The organism is Devosia sp. CN2-171 (assembly GCF_049354815.1).
GTDB lineage: Bacteria > Pseudomonadota > Alphaproteobacteria > Rhizobiales > Devosiaceae > Devosia_A.
In genome coordinates this window covers 38,850-53,755 of sequence record NZ_CP186479.1, presented here as the reverse complement: position 1 = coordinate 53,755, position 14,906 = coordinate 38,850, and the positions used below count along the sequence as shown (strand labels likewise).

Below are 14,906 nucleotides of genomic sequence, written 5' to 3'. Positions count from 1 at the left end.
TTCAATAGGAACTGGAAATGAACCCCGACAGTCGAAGTCGATCTTCGATCTTGCCGGCGCTCTAGCCCGAAGCATCGGGTACGGCGCGCCGGCGCGGTGAGCTTTGGAGCCCCGTCATGCTGCGTGCCTACACCCGCGATGGCAACCGCCTCGTCCCCACCGACATCGATCCGACCGCCGAAACCGGTGTCGGTAACGCCGTCTGGTACAGCCTGACCGACCCGACGCGCGAGGAGGACAAGTTCGTCGAGTCCTGTCTCGGCATCGACATTCCGACCCGCCGCGAGATGCAGGACATCGAGCCTTCCGCCCGCCTCTACAGCGAGGAAGGTGCCGAGTTCATGACCATCACCGCCCTCATCGAGGACGAAGCCGGCCAGGTCGTGAAGACGCCGATCACGTTCGTGCTGCGCAACGACCAGCTCGTCACCGTCCGCTACGCCGACCCAAAGCCCTTCCGCCTTTACGAGCGCCTCGTATCGCGCCCCACGACCGCCGACATCAGCGGCGAGCGCGTCATGATCGGCCTGCTCGAATCCTTCATCGACCGCCTCGCCCAGCTGCTCGAGAACACCGGTGACGGCATCGATCTGATCTCGCGCGAAGTCTTCGGCAACAAGTCCACCAAGCCCACCCGCAAGACGCGCGACTTGCAATCGCTCATCGAGCAGATCGGCAAGAAGGGCGACGTCCTCACGCTCGCCCGCGAAAGCCTGGTTTCGATCAGCCGACTCGTCAGCTATCACCAGAGCGCCGGCACCGCCGACCAGCAGGCCATTCGCGAGCGCAAGCAGGAGCTGAAGGTTCTGCAGCGCGACGCCGCCGCGCTCAGCGACCACGCTGCCTTCCTCTCCGACAAGATCACCTTCCTGCTCGATGCGACCCTTGGGCTCATCAATCTCGAGCAGAACCAGATCATCAAGATCTTCTCGGTCGCCGCCGTCGTGTTCCTGCCGCCCACGCTTGTGGCCTCGATCTACGGCATGAACTTCGATTTCATGCCCGAGCTCAACTGGAGCTTTGGCTATCCGTTGGCGATTGGGCTCATGGTGCTGTCCGCGCTCCTGCCCTACCTGTTCTTCAAGCGCAGCGGCTGGTTGTAGCACGCTCCGGAATCGCCGGACGAAACTGACAAAAAACTGTCACATCAGTCCTTTACGCCCGATCACGTCGTCGTGAGACGCCGTGGTGCACCCCGGAATCCCCAATACACGAGCAAACTCATCGACTTAAAAGGCATGCGTCAGACGCATGTCTCGCATGCCCGACTTCTGCTTGATGGGTCAGCATCACGGCCATATATCCCGCGTCGACAGCAGCTGAGCGCTTCTCCCTCCTCCTCCTCGCGCTCGTTGTTTGTTCCTCCTTGCAGTCAGCAGTGATTGCAACTCGGGCCCCGCTCTCCCCTCGAGCGGGGCCCTATTCTTTCCCGGGCTCCAAGTATCTCTGTGACGTTTACGTCATGTCAGCACGACTGACCTTTCCCTGCGGAAACTGCATAGCTGGCATGTAGCACTGCGCATTGTGGACCAAACGGTCAAAGTGCATATTGTGACTGTCGATGTGAGCCGCACCGTATCCTCCTCCCTCGGTCCTGCTCTGCGACACCCGGTTCGAAGTCGTATCCTCCTCCCTCGACTTAGAACCACCGGCAAATGGCGTATCCTCCTCCCTCGTCCATTTGCCACCACTTCAGATTTGGACTTCGGTCCTTTTCATCAGGCTCCATCTTCGGATGGAGCCTCTTTTTTTTGCTTTGCCAAACTGTAAGGCGACGTTGGGTGTCCCCGCGCTCACTCGCCTCACCTTTCGCTGCCCCGGCGCCGTCTTTCCCAACACCCGCCTCACCTTTCCCTACACCGGCGTCATCCCCGCGAAAGCGGAGGCCTAGTGCGAAAGCGCGGCATAGGGCAGCTTTCGCAGCATCTCACTAGTGCCCGCCCTCGTGGGAATGACCAGCAAGGAGTGTTCCGTGCTCACTCCGCCGCCTGCGGCTGGTGGAACGCTGCCCGCGCCTGATGCATGGCTGCCGTTCCGACTGAGCGATTGTTCCCGTCGCCTCGCCCATCGATAGTGGTGCTCAAGAGATTGCGGCCTTCCTCCTCCCTGGCCGCGTTCTCATGGGTCGCCCCGCCTCGGCGTGCCGACCTTTGAAGGCTCCGCTCATCCCCTCGAGCGGAGCCTTTTCTTATCCTCCCCCGTTTGCGGCGGAGGGGCTTCGAACCGTGCCGAAGGCGGTGACGGGCCGCCCTTGGCACGACCTGCCCGGCAGTTCCTGCCCACTCCCAGTTTTCCTCCGCTGATTGCCCAGCATTTCCGGGCGTTTCCGCTGGCACGCCGCGTGCATTGCTACCCGCGTATCCGCGGAGATAACGATGACCAGCGTCGGCACCGTCAGCCAGTCCCTGAGCTACGCCCAGATTCTCGCCAACGCGCAGAAGACGACTCAAACCGCGTCCACCACCACGAGCGGTACGCCGCCCTCCGGCAGTTCCGCCACCAGCGTCACGCTCTCGGATGCCGCCAAGGCCGCCCTCGCCGAGAAGGACTTCGCGACCGTCACGTCCGACGCGCGCGCCACCATGGATGCGCTGCTCGCGGCCGCGAAACTCACCAGCCCGCTCAAGGATGGTGCCCTCGCCATCGACCTCAGCAAGGTCGAGCGCCGCGAGCTCTATGCCATGAGCACCAACGCGGACCAGAAGTTCACCGTTGAAGAGCAGAAGGCCGCGGCGATCGAGATGCAGAACCGCTTCGACCAGGCGCTTGCCGGCCCCACCGCGGTCGGCCGCGTCACCGGCGCCATTAAGGGCCTCTACACCGCCGCCCTCGCCTATTTCGACGGCATGGGTCCCGAGGAAAAGGCCTCGGCCACCTACGCCGACCAGCGCAGCGCCCTCGAGCAGATGCTCAAGACGATCGAGGCCGACCCCGCCACCCTGCCCGGCGCCGTCGCCAACGATCCCATCGACGCCTACATGAAGCGCCTCGCCGACGGTGAAACCGGCGAACTCCGCGACATCGGCTCGGTCGCTGCCGATGCCCGCGCCACGCTCGACGCGTTCTACAAATCGAGCGGCAGCAGCAAGCCCGACTATTCCGAGTTCGACAGCCGCTCGATTGCCGCCGTCGCCCTCAACGCCGGCAGCCAGTTCAGCCTCACCGAATCGCGCGCCGCCAGCAACGAGATGCGGACCCGCTCCGCCTCCGCCCTTCTGCAAAGCCTCAAGTCAGCCGGCTCCTCCACCGACCCCGGCGCCTTCGCCCAGAACGTCATCTCGCTCTACGGCGCCATGAGCCCCGAGGAGCGCTCCGCCGCCGGCTGGTCCGACAATCTCTATGCCGCCGCCGTCGCCAACTACCAATCCGCCAGCAAACTCGGCTCCCTCCTCGGCGCCGCCACCGACAGCTCGATCTTCGGCGGCACGTCGGGCGGATCGGGCATGAGCCTGACGGACTACCTCTAGGAGGCGAAGCCTCTCTTCACCTCCCCCTTCATGGGGGGCCGGGAGGGGGCCGTCTCTCTCAGTCAGCCCCCGCAAACTCATCCAGCGCCGCGACGATCGCCTCGGCCATCCCGGCATCCCCGCTCGAATGCCCGGCCCCATCGATCACCTCGAGCCGCACGCCCGGCCACGCCTTGCTGAGCTCCCACGCGGTCAGCAACGGCCCCTGCAGGTCCACCCGGCCCTGCACTAGCACACCCGGTATCCCCTTCAGCGCCCCAGCACCACGCAGCAACTGGCCCTCCTCCAGCCAACCTACATTGCGGAAATAGTGCGTAACGATCCGTCCACGCGCCAGCATTCGGGCAGGGTCCGCACCGTCCGATGCTCGCCCCTCCTGCACGTTGACCGACACGGTCACGTTGTCCCAATCGTGAAAGTCTCGCGCCGCCTTGGCCCGTATTTCCGGATCGGCGTCGAACATCAGGTCGTTGTAGGCGTGGACCATGCGATCCGCCGGTGTCTCTGGCGGCACGCCTGCCCGGAACCGCTCCCACTGCTCGGGAAACAGCGGCGCCACATCGCGATACATCCAGTCGATCTCTCGCTTGCGGGTGGACGTCACGCCGGCGAAGACCATCGCGGCAACCCGGTCGAGATGCGTCTGGGCATAGGCCAGGCCCAGCGTCACACCCCAGGACATGCCGTAGATCACCCACTTGTCGACGCCGAAGTGCAGCCGCAGCTGCTCGATGTCGCGCAGCAGATGCGCCGTCGTGTTGACCGAGAAATCGACGCCTTCGCCCGACGCATGCGGCGTGCTCCGCCCGCATCCACGCTGGTCGAAGCCGATGATCCGATATCTCGCCGGATCGAAGAACCGCCGCATCGATGGCGAGAACCCCGACCCCGGCCCGCCATGGAGGATCAGTGCCGGAACACCCTTGGGGTTGCCGGCCTCCTCCCAATAGATCGCGTTGTCTTCCCCCACATCGAGCCAACCACTCGCGACGGGCTCGGTGATCGAATAGCCCGCCATCACCCTTTCTCCGCCAGCGCATCGAGCGCCGCGTTGAGTGCCTCTAGTCGTTCCGCCCCGATCTCGCCGCGATAGCGCGCCTCGATCTCCAGCTTCACCGCGTTCCCGTCGGCGATCGCCTTGATCCCCTTGGGCAGCAGGCGGACAATCTTGCCCCGTCCGTCCTGAGGATCCGGCACCCGCTCCACGATCCCGTCCGCAACCAGTTCGTCGACCAGTTGCTGCACCGCCTGTTTGCTGATCCCCATCGCCGCGGGCAGCCCCGACTGCGACATTCCGTCCGGCCGCAACTGCCCCACCACGGCGCCGCGGGCCTCTGCCATCCACCCATGGCCCCGCGCTGCCATCGCCGCGTCGAACTCCACCTTCCACAGGCGGGCTAGGCGCCACAGGCGCCAACCCACATGGTCGATCAATGGCGGCAATGAATTATCGTCAAGCTGCTTGACCACTCGGCGCGCTCCATATAGTCAAGGTACTTGACGATAACCTCTTGCGCCTCTCCGCGCAAGGCAACCCAGGGAACGCGAAATGCCCTTCATCGACAACACCAATGCCCCCCGCTTCGAGATCCCCGGCGTCTCGTTCGCCAGCATCGCCGCCCCGAGCCGCGGCACCGAGGAGAATGCCGTCTGGCGCACCACGGTTGCCCCCAACACGCTTGGCCTCGAGCACCACATGACCCGTGAGGAGATCATCCTCGCCGTCACTGGTCAGGGCGTAATTCATATCGGCAGCGACCAGTACCCGCTGACACCCGGCGACGCCTTCGCCGTCCCCGCCTTCACGAACTTCCGCCTCGCCTGCGCCGGCGATGCCCCGTTCGAGGCGATCACCGTGCTGCCGGCCGGGAGCCATGCCGTAGTCGCCGGCAAGCCGTCTTTCCAGCCACCATGGAGCATCTAGTCGGGTGCGGCGGCGGTGCTTGAACCGCCGCCAACCCCATTAGCTGATTTTCGCGCAGAAATCCTGGATCCGGCCCACTGCATCCTCGAGCTGGCTGTTCGCCGCCGCATAGCTGAGCCGCATGTGTCCCGGCAGCCCGAACGCCGTGCCGTGGACCAGCGCCACGCCCGTCTCTTCGAGCAGCGCCAGCACAAACGCTGCATCGTCCGTCAACGCCCGTCCGCCGCCGGAAGTCTTGCCGAGCAGCCGCTTCACCGACGGGAACACGTAGAACGCGCCCTCCGGCGACAAGCAGTCGATGCCGGTATTGGCATTGAGCCCGTTCACCACCAGGTCGCGGCGCCCCTGGAAGATGTCGCGCCAGTCCTTCAGAAACCCCTGCGGCCCGTTCAGCGCCTCGAGCGCCGCATATTGCGAGATCGACGACGGGTTGGTGGTCGATTGGCTCTGCAGCTTCAGCATCGCCGCCAGCAACGGCCGCGGCGCCGTGCAGTAGCCGATGCGCCACCCGGTCATCGCGTGCGACTTCGACACGCCGTTAAGCGTCAGCGTCCGCTCCCGCAGCTTCGGCTCCACCCCGGCGATCGTCGCGAACGTGCCACCATCGTAGACCAGCACTTCGTAGATATCGTCGGTAAGGATGTGCACATGCGGATGCCGCAGCAGCACATCGGCGAGTTCGCGCAGCTCGCCCGCCGTATAGGCAGCCCCAGAGGGGTTGGACGGCGTGTTGAGGATCAGCCACTTGGTCTTGGGCGTGATCGCCGCTTCCAGCACTTCTGGCTTCAGCTTGAAGCCAGTGGAGGCATCGGCCACGGCGAACACCGGATTGGCGTCGCAGAGCCGGACGATCTCGGGATAGCTCACCCAGTACGGCACCGGGATCACCACCTCGTCGCCCGGGTTCAGCGTCGCCAGCAGCGCGTTGAACAGGATCTGCTTGCCGCCCGACGCGACAAAGCAATCCGCCGCCTCGACATCGAGCCCGTTATCGCGGCGGAACTTCGCGGCTACGGCTTCCTTCAGCTCAGGAATGCCGTCGACATTGGTGTAATGCGTCTTGCCCGAGTTGATTGCCCGGATCGCCGCCTCGCGCACGTTCTCGGGCGTGTCGAAATCCGGCTCGCCCGCCGCCAGCGAGATCACGTCTTTGCCCTCGCGCGCCATGTCTGCCGCCTTGCGCGAAATCGCGACGGTGGCGGAGGGCTGGATGCGGTTGAGCGCGTCGGACAGGAAAGCCACGGTAATCTCCCCGGAAAAAATGGCCGAGAAGCTCTACGGTGTCGGTGTGCGTCGCACAACGGCATCAGCGGCAAAACTGGCCGAAAGCGCTAGATCCCCATCCCGGGCTGCTTGAGAAGCTGCACGCCGCTCACCCGCCAGCCCTCGGTCTCTTCCGACAGCTGATAGAGCGCCTCGTAGAGGCTTTGGTCGTTGCCGACGAGCTTCACCTCCTGCAGCACCACCGTATCGCCCAGCTTCTCGTACTTGCCGAAGCTATGCGAGCGCGACTCCATGATGGGCGCGTAGCCCGATCCGACGATGGCGACGAAGAATGCCTCCGCCGATGGGAATCCCGCGTGGAACGCCGCGGCGGCATATTCGAACGCCCCCGGCGCATCCTTGGCGCGGAACGCCTCGATCTGGCTGGTGATCACCGCCTGCCACGGCTCGACAGGAGCCGTCACCTCCTGTGCCGCAACCGGCAGCACCGCCATTGTCGCGAACAGCCCGACGAGGGCCGATTTCCCAATAGTCCGAGCCAGTTTCATCCGAGCCTCCGTTCGCGGGCGCAGCATCCGCCACAGGATTGCCATCAAATGGTCCGCGCTTCTCCGCCTTAGCAACGAAACATCCACGCATTCGGGGCATCACCTCACCGCGTTGTGATTGCCTAGAGTCAGCGAGTCCCCAATGTCTCCCACCAAGCTCCCCACCGCCCGCAAGGCGCGTGTCTTCTCCGCCCGTCGCCTGCTTCGCAACCCGCTGACCTCCACCGCCGCCATTTCCTTCTCCCTGACCTTCGTCGCCGGCGGCATCGCGCTGCTGACGGGCCTGTTGCCCGCGCGCGCGACCATCGGGATTGGCGAGATCGACACCGGCGTCGTGGTGCTGTTTGTTCCCCTATGCGCCCTTCTCCTCGCGGTCACCTTCGAGGCGGTACGCTCGATCATGCGCGACAGCATGCGCCAGCCCGCGCCACGCAAGACCAACTCGCTCGACGCCTGGAAGCCCGGCACCGGCGAGGGCTGATCAGCCAATCGGAAGCCTTGTCACGCTTCCGTTCATCTTCCCGTTAGCTGCCATGGTCTATGACGCGAGTCAGGGCACCACCCTGCCCGCGTCTTTCTGCTGCAACCATCGCCCTTGGGGTGCGTATGGTCGTGGCATCGATCCATTCGCGACTGAGGAACCGACATGACCCGTAACGCCTTCGCTACGCTCGGCCGCCTGCGCCCGGCGCATACCCTTCTCCTCGCTACGGCGCTCACCGGCTTTGCCGCCACCGGCGCCTTCGCCGAGACCCTGAGCGTCACCGGCATCGCACCGGCCGACGGCGCCTACGGCCTCTCAGTCCCGTCGGTTGAGATCGTTGATGGCAACCTGAACGAAGGCACGGTCCGCGGGCTCTTCACTGGCGCGCCCGGCTCGCTCGATCCGCTCTCGACCCTTACGGCCAAGTCGGTGACCATTCCCGAGCTGTCCTTCAGCTACAAAATCGACGTCGAAGGCGCGGCGCCCACGACCTTCACCTACCGCAACCTCGTGCTCAATGACGTCGTCGACGGCGTCGCCGCCTCGGCAACCATCGCCTCGGCCGATTTCTCCGGCGGCGAAGGCGCTTCGGGCACGTTCGGCGAAATGTCGACCGGCCGCTTCGACCTCGGCGGCATCCTCGGCTTCTACGGCCTCACCGCGACCCCCTCGGCCAGCACCGAGATGAAAGAAGTCTATTCCGACTTCAAGTTCGCCGGCGGCACCATCGGCGCGGGCGACCTCTTCAGCTGCACCTTCGGCCCGGCCGAAGTCGGCAGCTTCAGCGCCCGCCCGCTCAAGCAGAACATGGCCGAGGTCCAGTCCCTGATCCTCAAGGCCGAGGCCGCCCAGACTGCGGGTACGCCGGTACCGCCCGAGGACATCAAGCAGATCGCGCTCTTCTATACCGACCTGCTCACCGCCTTCACGTCGACGCCGATGACCTTCGCCGGCTTCGAGTGCGCCGGTAAGGACGAGGCCGGCAAGGCCATGAACTTCTCCGTCGGCACGATGACCGCCGATGGCTTCGAGCCCGCCAAATACCCGGCCTTCTCGCTCGACGACCTCAAGATCGACGTCGAGGGCGACGGCCACGTCAACTTCGGCAACTTCACCTGGAAGAAGATGGACTTCTCGACCGCCATCGCCACGGTCGAAGCCGCCGCGACGCTCGATGAGGCCTTCTTCGAAGCCAACTGGCGCCAGCTCGTCCCCGCCATGGATGGCTTCAGCCTCGCCAGTCTCGATGTTGATACGCCGAACCCGGACAAGCCCGGCGAGCGCATCACCGGCACCATCGGCTCGTTCGACGCCACGCTCGGCAACTACATCAACGGCATCCCGGCCAACATCGCCCTGAGCCTCGGCAACTTCATCCTGCCGCTCACCGCCGAGATGACCGACCTGCCGGTCCAGGACCTCCTCGCCCGCGGCATCGACAAGCTCGATATCTCGCTCGGCACCAAGCTCGCCTGGGACCAGGCGACTTCGACCATCAAGGCCGACGACGTGACGATCGATCTCGGCAGCCTCGGCAAGATCACCCTTTCGGGCACCTTCGGCAATGCTACCGAAGCACTGTTCGGCGACGACAACGACGCCGCGATGATGGCCGCCATGATGATCACCATCAAGGACCTGACCGTCGAGGTCGAAGACCGCGGCATCGGCTCGATCCTCGTTGCTACCGGCGCCCGTGATGCCGGCCAGCCCGAAGAAGCCTTCCGCACTGCCGTTGCCGGCATGGCCCAGGGCATGACCCTCGCCTTCCTGGGCAACACCACCGAGGCCCTGACCGCCGCGCAGCAGCTCGGCACCTTCCTCCAGGGTGCCTCGCACCTGAAGCTGACAATTACCAGCAAGGATGAAGCCGGCATCGGCATGGCCGACCTCGCTGCCGCCGAAACCAACCCGACTGCTCTCGCCGGCAAGCTGAACGTCGTCGCCGTCGCCGATGGCGAGCCGGTCATCCTGCCGCTGGTCGAACAGGCTCCGGCCGACACCATGCAGGACCAGAAGCGCGACCTGAAGGCTCCAGCCAACACGCAGTAAGCTTTAGAGGGCGCCGGCAATACTGGCCGGCGCCCTGCTTCATTATTGGGCAACTCACCCTTGTCCGCTCTCGCCTTTCAGCGCACTATGGCAGCCTGAGAGGAGGGAATACGATGCAAGTCGAGACTATCCTTCAATCCAAGGGCCACGCGGTACACACCGTCGAAGCCGGCGCGCCGCTCTCCGAAGCCGTGCACATTCTCAACACCAAGAAGATCGGTGCAGTCGTCGTCGTCGATGCCAAAGGCAAGGTCGCCGGCATCCTCAGCGAACGCGACATCGTACGACGGCTGGACAAGGATCCGGTCGCGCTGCTGGCCTCGCCCGTGCGGACCGCCATGACCTCCAAGGTCATCACCTGCACTTCGGCCACCTCTGTCTCCGACCTGATGGAGACGATGACGCAGCACCGCATCCGCCACATCCCCATCGTCGACAGCGGCCAGCTCACCGGCATCGTCTCGATCGGCGACGTGGTGAAGCGCAAGATCGAGGAAACCGAGCAGGAAGCCCAGGCGCTGAAACAATACATCGCGTCTTAGGGTCACCGGCCCCTCCGTGATCCTCCCCCCGTTCACGGGGGGGACCGCCCAAGGCGGTGGAGGGCGCGACCACACGCACCGAGTCCAGTCTCGCCCCCTCCACCAGCTTCGCTGGTCCCCCTCCCCCGCTTCGCAGGGGAGGATCAAGGGTGCCCTTACCTACCTTTCCAACTCTTCACCTTGCCGTAACAGCCCCGCAATCCGGCGCAGGCCATTCTCTCCCTATAGCGAAACCCAAGGGAGAGACCCCGATGACCTCCACCCGCGCCATGGTCCTGGCCGCCCTCGTCGCCGCTCTCGGCCTCACCGCCATGAGCCCAGCCTTCGCCGCCGGCGCTCCGCAGCACCAGCGCCCCGGCACTGGTGACAACCGCAGTCTCGAGTTCCGCCGCGATGGCGCGAGCGGGGTCTTTCAGTTCGCCAGCTTCTCCTGCGCCCCGCGCGCCGCCGATCGGCTCGACCACCGCCTCGATCGCCTGGCCAAGCGCCTCGAACTCTCCGCCAATCAGGAAAAGCTGTTCGAGGATTTCCGCACCTCGGCGCTCACCGCCCAGACCGATTTCGCCGATACCTGCGACACCATCCGGCCCGACCGCAGCGCCGGCAAAGCCGAGCGTCCCGACCTCGTCCAGCGCCTCGAGCAGCGCCTGAAATTCGACGAAGCCCGTCTCGCCGCGATGACCGAGCTGCTCCCGCAGTTCAAGGCTTTCTACGCGAGCCTCAGCGACGAGCAGAAGGCCGATCTCATGCCGCACCACGGCTTCCGCCAGGGCCTCGAAACCCCGCAGCGCGGCCCCCGCTTCCACCGCCCCGGCACCCCCGCGGCCCCCGCCCCCGGTTTGGACGGCTGACCCCAGCGCCGCCGGTCGAGTCCCCAAGCATAGACCGGCCACGCGCCGTCCCCAGAGAAGCCCCGGCGTCCCCTCCCGCCGGGGCTTCGAACTGTCCGCAGGGCAAATCTCGCCAGTGGCGAGATTTGAAGTGAGAAGGCCATGAGAGCTACGCTCGAATGGCATCAATGGTGCCTCAAGCACCGCCCTCTCATGTCCTCCCCCGCGTGGCGGGGGAGGGGGACCAGCGAAGCTGGTGGAGGGGGCGGCCACAAGCACAGTTGAGCCCCTGACCCCATCGCTATTTGGAGGGACTGGAGTGGCGGTGATCCTGACGGCTTTGCAATCCGAACGCGCTCAGGCATCGTCACGCTAGGACAACCGAGGCCGAGGTCAGGTTTTTGGGCATAGTGCCGCCATCAAGAGTGAGGCTTGCCGGGTTGGCGCTCCTTCCGTCGTTGCTCAGCGGCTGCACGAACTTGGGCTTCTGGCCCGACAGATGGATATCTGAGAACGGCGCGTCACTTTACCAGATGGGGATTGGACGATACGAGTACACCCCCGCAATCGGGTCTCCCAGCGTGACATGCGTGGCCGACGGCGAGAACATCTACACCTGTGATGACGGAACGGTGTGGAGGCTCGAACGGATCGATGGTCCCTCTCGGCAAGTGAAGTTCGATGGACGGGTGTTTATCCTGGGACCAATCTAGGCCCCACGCCTTAACCTCGGACGGGCGCGCCCACCCCCTTATCCACACGTCCCCCTTCCCCCCGTCCCCCGCCTCCGCTAACCATCGCTGACCCCGCCTCAACGAGCCCCCCAATGTCCGCCCTGCCTCTCGATCCCGAGCTGATCCGCGCCGAGTTCCCCGCCTTCCGCGAGCCGAATCTCGACGGCTGGGGCTTCTTCGAAAATGCCGGCGGCTCCTACACGTCCCAGCAGGTCCTGACACGGCTCGATCACTACTATCGCGCCACCAAGGTCCAGCCCTACGCCTTCTACCCCGCCTCCCGCGAGGCCGGCGCCGCCATGGATCTCGCGCATCGCCGCATGGCGCAGGCGCTGAATGTCGGCATGGACTGGATCCATTTCGGCCCCTCCACTTCCGGCAACACCTACACGCTCGGCCACGCCTTCGCCGGCTGGCTGAAGCCGGGCGACGCCATCGTCGTCACCAACCAGGACCACGAAGCCAATTCCGGCGTCTGGCGGCGCCTCGCCGACCGCGGCATCGTCATCCGCGAATGGAAGGTCGACCCGCAGACTGGCCACCTCGATCCCGCCAAGCTCGACGAGCTGCTCGACAGTAAGGTCCGCGCCGTCTGCTTCCCGCACGCCTCCAACATCGTTGGGGAGATCAACCCGGTCCACGAGATCACGCAGAAAGCTAAGAGCTACGGCGCCATCACCGTCGTCGACGGCGTCTCCTACGCCCCGCATGGCCTGCCCGACCTGCTCGAGCTTGGCTGCGACATCTACCTCTTCTCGGCCTACAAGGTGTACGGCCCGCACCAGGGCGTCATGGCCATCCGCCCCTCGCTGGCGTCGGAACTGCCAAACCAGGGCCATTTCTTCAACGACACCCAGCCGCGCAAGCGCCTCGTCCCGGCCGGCCCCGATCACGCCCAGATCGCCGCCTCATCCGGCGTTGCCGATTATCTCGAGCGCGTCGCCGAAATCGCTGGCGACAAGGCCGAGGGCGCCAACCCGTTCCGCAAGGCCCACCACGCCATGCGCGCGCAGGAGATCGCCCTGCTCGAGCCGCTGATGGAGTTCCTCCGCGGCCGCAACAACATCCGGCTCATCGGCCCCACCGATAGCGTGAGCCGCGCCCCCACCGTGGCGATCGCCCTTCCCGGCCTCGCCGTCGAAGTTTCCGAGCGCCTCTCCCGCCACAGGATCATGGCCTCGGGCGGCCACTTCTACGCCTACCGCCTGCTCGAAGCCCTCGGCATCAACCCCGGCCACGGCGTCCTGCGCGTGTCATTCACGCACTACACGAGCCCGGCGGAAGTTCAGCAGTTGATCACGGCGCTGGATGCGGAGCTGAAGTAGCGGCAGCGGCCCCAAGCGTTCGATATTCCTGCCGCCCCGTGCCAGTACTATGCTTCCCCCACAAGGGAGGCAGCAATGGCCGACACACCGGACAAGCAGGCGACCACGGCGATTTTCCTCGACCTGCTCAAGCAGGCCGCCGCGGCACACGGCGTTTACGAAAAGAACGAGCTCGGGGGCAAATACGATAACGACTGGCCGCAGTGGTACGCCGCCCACATGACCGACGCGCTTGCCACGTTGGGCTACGACCTCGTCGCCCGACCCGCCCATCAGCGGCGTTGATCGCCGCCATCTGGAAAATCCGTTCGACGCGCCCACCCGGCCCGGCTACACAGCCGGCCATGTCCCGCCCCGTCGCCGTCCTCCTCCTCGTCATTGCCACCGCCATCTGGGGCTTCGCCTTCGTCGCGCAGAAAGTCGCGATGGATCACATGGGGCCACTCTCGTTCAGCGGCACCCGGTTCCTCCTCGGCGGCATCGTATTGCTCCCCTTCGCCGCGCTCGAACTGAAGCGCAAAGCGGTGCAGCCGAGCCGCTTCACCCCGCGGCTCTGGCTTCTCATCGGCCTGCTCTGCGGCGCATTCTTCGTTGGCTCGGTGCTGCAGCAATACGGACTGGCGCTGACCAGCGTGACCAACTCCGGCTTCCTGACGGCGCTTTACGTGTTGTTCGTGCCGCTCATCGCTTATCTCGCGGTGCGCACCAAGCCGCACCCGATCATCTATGTCGGCGCCCCGCTCGCGCTGATCGGCATCTTCTACCTGAACGGCGGTCAGCTCGCAGATTTCCGCTTCGGTGATCTGATGGTGGTGATCAGCGCCGTATTCTGGGGCGGCCACGTTTTCCTGCTCGGCCTGCTCAGTCGCGAAACCGCCCTGCCGGTCGCACTGTCGGCCTTCACCTTCGTCAGCGTCGGCGTCGTCTGCCTTGCCCTTGCGGCAGGCTTCGATGCTGAAGGTTTTGCCGGCCTGTTCGACGTCTGGCCGCAGTTGCTCTACACCGGCATCCTCTCGACCGCCCTGGCCTTCACGCTTCAGGCCGTGGCGCAGCAATACGTGCCCGCCGCCAATGCGGCGATCATCCTGTCGGCCGAGAGCCTGTTCGCGGCCCTCGGCGGTGCGCTGTTGCTGGGCGAGCGGCTACCCCTCATCGGCTATGCCGGCGCGGGGCTCATCTTTGCCGCGATCCTCCTGGTAGAAACCGTACCCGCCCTGCTCGCATCACGCCAGGAGCGCAGGCCGGCTTAATCCACCGGCCGCAGCTTGTATTCCTTGCACATCACGATGTAAGCGCAGAGGTTCACCGAGAGCAGTTCGGGGTTGAGCATGGTGATCGTCGCGTCGCCGGTGACGCCGAACACGCTCATCTTGCCCTTCCACACATTGTCGCCCGAGGGCTTAGCCCGTTCGACCAGGCGCGTGTTGAGATAGGGCCGGTTCTTGGGCGTATCCATGTGGTCGCGCAGCGCGATCAGGTCGACGCACACGTTCTTGCCGCTGTCGCCGCACATGGTGAAATGGTAGGTCGTGCTCTTGTCGCCCGGCCCCCAGTTGCCGGTCAGGTCCGCCGCAGCCGCCGCCGGCCCTACCGCCGCAGCGCCCATTGCCACCGCCAGTGCCACGCTCGCAATCGTCTTCATATCGCTCTCCAGGAGCCGCCCGCCCCACTCGGCTACGGCTCGAAAATGTCGCCATTATGATACTCGGCGTCACGCGCTTGTCATGTCGCCTCAATAGCTTGGCCATGCGCGGTACATGTCCCCCATGGCCCCGC

Annotated in this window: 15 protein-coding genes; 10 read left to right on the top strand and 5 right to left on the bottom strand. The window is 65.3% G+C overall.

What is annotated here, in order from left to right; all coding sequences use genetic code 11:
* Positions 1-116: 116 nt before the first annotated feature.
* Both corA and ACOYW5_RS00285 read left to right on the top strand, forming a co-directional pair.
* Positions 117-1,103 carry a magnesium/cobalt transporter CorA gene (gene corA / locus ACOYW5_RS00290; protein WP_423067272.1) on the top strand — a complete coding sequence of 329 codons (987 nt, stop codon included), beginning with the start codon at positions 117-119 and terminating at the stop codon, positions 1,101-1,103.
* A 1,272-nt stretch (positions 1,104-2,375) separates the two neighbouring features.
* Positions 2,376-3,467 carry a hypothetical protein gene (locus tag ACOYW5_RS00285; protein WP_423067271.1) on the top strand — a complete coding sequence of 364 codons (1,092 nt, stop codon included), beginning with the start codon at positions 2,376-2,378 and terminating at the stop codon, positions 3,465-3,467.
* 58 nt (positions 3,468-3,525) lie between these two features.
* On the opposite strand, the gene pip is transcribed toward ACOYW5_RS00285, so the two are convergent.
* Both pip and ACOYW5_RS00275 read right to left on the bottom strand, forming a co-directional pair.
* Positions 3,526-4,488 carry a prolyl aminopeptidase gene (gene pip / locus ACOYW5_RS00280; protein ID WP_423067270.1) on the bottom strand — a complete coding sequence of 321 codons (963 nt, stop codon included), beginning with the start codon at positions 4,486-4,488 and terminating at the stop codon, positions 3,526-3,528.
* Complete coding sequence (locus tag ACOYW5_RS00275) at positions 4,485-4,937, bottom strand: MarR family winged helix-turn-helix transcriptional regulator (RefSeq protein ID WP_423067269.1); 453 nt, start codon at positions 4,935-4,937, stop codon at positions 4,485-4,487. The genes pip and ACOYW5_RS00275 overlap by 4 nt, the downstream gene beginning before the upstream one ends.
* Positions 4,938-5,016: 79 nt before the next feature.
* On the opposite strand from ACOYW5_RS00275, the gene ACOYW5_RS00270 reads away from it, so the two are divergent.
* Positions 5,017-5,391, top strand: a complete 375-nt coding sequence (locus ACOYW5_RS00270; RefSeq protein WP_423067268.1) for a cupin domain-containing protein — start codon at positions 5,017-5,019, stop codon at positions 5,389-5,391.
* A 39-nt stretch (positions 5,392-5,430) separates the two neighbouring features.
* On the opposite strand, the gene ACOYW5_RS00265 is transcribed toward ACOYW5_RS00270, so the two are convergent.
* Together ACOYW5_RS00265 and ACOYW5_RS00260 are read right to left on the bottom strand one after the other, a co-directional pair.
* The gene (locus tag ACOYW5_RS00265) at positions 5,431-6,633 is read right to left on the bottom strand and encodes a pyridoxal phosphate-dependent aminotransferase (RefSeq protein ID WP_423067267.1); all 1,203 of its coding nucleotides are present in this window, start codon (positions 6,631-6,633) and stop codon (positions 5,431-5,433) included.
* An 89-nt stretch (positions 6,634-6,722) separates the two neighbouring features.
* Entirely contained in the window at positions 6,723-7,163 is a 441-nt protein-coding gene (locus ACOYW5_RS00260; protein ID WP_423067266.1) for a DUF4864 domain-containing protein, read from the bottom strand.
* A 142-nt stretch (positions 7,164-7,305) separates the two neighbouring features.
* Here ACOYW5_RS00260 and ACOYW5_RS00255 point away from each other — a divergent pair, with 142 nt between their 5' ends.
* From ACOYW5_RS00255 to ACOYW5_RS00225, 7 genes are all read left to right on the top strand, one after another.
* Positions 7,306-7,644, top strand: coding sequence for a hypothetical protein (locus ACOYW5_RS00255; protein ID WP_423067265.1), 339 nt, complete (start codon positions 7,306-7,308; stop codon positions 7,642-7,644).
* Between the two features lie 165 nt (positions 7,645-7,809).
* Entirely contained in the window at positions 7,810-9,699 is a 1,890-nt protein-coding gene (locus ACOYW5_RS00250) for a hypothetical protein (RefSeq protein ID WP_423067264.1), read from the top strand.
* 113 nt (positions 9,700-9,812) lie between these two features.
* Entirely contained in the window at positions 9,813-10,241 is a 429-nt protein-coding gene (locus ACOYW5_RS00245) for a CBS domain-containing protein (protein ID WP_423067263.1), read from the top strand.
* Positions 10,242-10,492: 251 nt separating this feature from the next.
* Positions 10,493-11,092: a Spy/CpxP family protein refolding chaperone gene (locus ACOYW5_RS00240; RefSeq protein WP_423067262.1), complete on the top strand. Its 600-nt coding sequence runs from the start codon at positions 10,493-10,495 to the stop codon at positions 11,090-11,092.
* 805 nt (positions 11,093-11,897) lie between these two features.
* Positions 11,898-13,130, top strand: coding sequence for an aminotransferase class V-fold PLP-dependent enzyme (locus ACOYW5_RS00235; protein WP_423067261.1), 1,233 nt, complete (start codon positions 11,898-11,900; stop codon positions 13,128-13,130).
* A gap of 75 nt (positions 13,131-13,205) precedes the next feature.
* Entirely contained in the window at positions 13,206-13,415 is a 210-nt protein-coding gene (locus ACOYW5_RS00230; RefSeq protein ID WP_423067260.1) for a hypothetical protein, read from the top strand.
* Positions 13,416-13,474: 59 nt separating this feature from the next.
* On the top strand, positions 13,475-14,380 hold the full coding sequence (locus tag ACOYW5_RS00225) for a DMT family transporter (protein WP_423067259.1): 906 nt from the start codon (positions 13,475-13,477) through the stop codon (positions 14,378-14,380).
* Here ACOYW5_RS00225 and ACOYW5_RS00220 read toward each other — a convergent pair.
* Complete coding sequence (locus ACOYW5_RS00220) at positions 14,377-14,772, bottom strand: hypothetical protein (protein ID WP_423067258.1); 396 nt, start codon at positions 14,770-14,772, stop codon at positions 14,377-14,379. The genes ACOYW5_RS00225 and ACOYW5_RS00220 overlap by 4 nt on opposite strands.
* Between the last annotated feature and the right edge of the window lie 134 nt (positions 14,773-14,906).

Coding starts and splice junctions, on each gene's coding strand:
- ACOYW5_RS00255 (WP_423067265.1), top strand. CDS start 7,306: ATGTCTCCCACCAAGCTCCCCACCGCCCGCAAGGCGCGTGTCTTCTCC.
- ACOYW5_RS00220 (WP_423067258.1), bottom strand. CDS start 14,772: ATGAAGACGATTGCGAGCGTGGCACTGGCGGTGGCAATGGGCGCTGCG.
- ACOYW5_RS00235 (WP_423067261.1), top strand. CDS start 11,898: ATGTCCGCCCTGCCTCTCGATCCCGAGCTGATCCGCGCCGAGTTCCCC.
- ACOYW5_RS00250 (WP_423067264.1), top strand. CDS start 7,810: ATGACCCGTAACGCCTTCGCTACGCTCGGCCGCCTGCGCCCGGCGCAT.
- ACOYW5_RS00285 (WP_423067271.1), top strand. CDS start 2,376: ATGACCAGCGTCGGCACCGTCAGCCAGTCCCTGAGCTACGCCCAGATT.
- ACOYW5_RS00225 (WP_423067259.1), top strand. CDS start 13,475: ATGTCCCGCCCCGTCGCCGTCCTCCTCCTCGTCATTGCCACCGCCATC.
- ACOYW5_RS00270 (WP_423067268.1), top strand. CDS start 5,017: ATGCCCTTCATCGACAACACCAATGCCCCCCGCTTCGAGATCCCCGGC.
- ACOYW5_RS00260 (WP_423067266.1), bottom strand. CDS start 7,163: ATGAAACTGGCTCGGACTATTGGGAAATCGGCCCTCGTCGGGCTGTTC.
- ACOYW5_RS00240 (WP_423067262.1), top strand. CDS start 10,493: ATGACCTCCACCCGCGCCATGGTCCTGGCCGCCCTCGTCGCCGCTCTC.
- corA (WP_423067272.1), top strand. CDS start 117: ATGCTGCGTGCCTACACCCGCGATGGCAACCGCCTCGTCCCCACCGAC.
- ACOYW5_RS00230 (WP_423067260.1), top strand. CDS start 13,206: ATGGCCGACACACCGGACAAGCAGGCGACCACGGCGATTTTCCTCGAC.
- ACOYW5_RS00245 (WP_423067263.1), top strand. CDS start 9,813: ATGCAAGTCGAGACTATCCTTCAATCCAAGGGCCACGCGGTACACACC.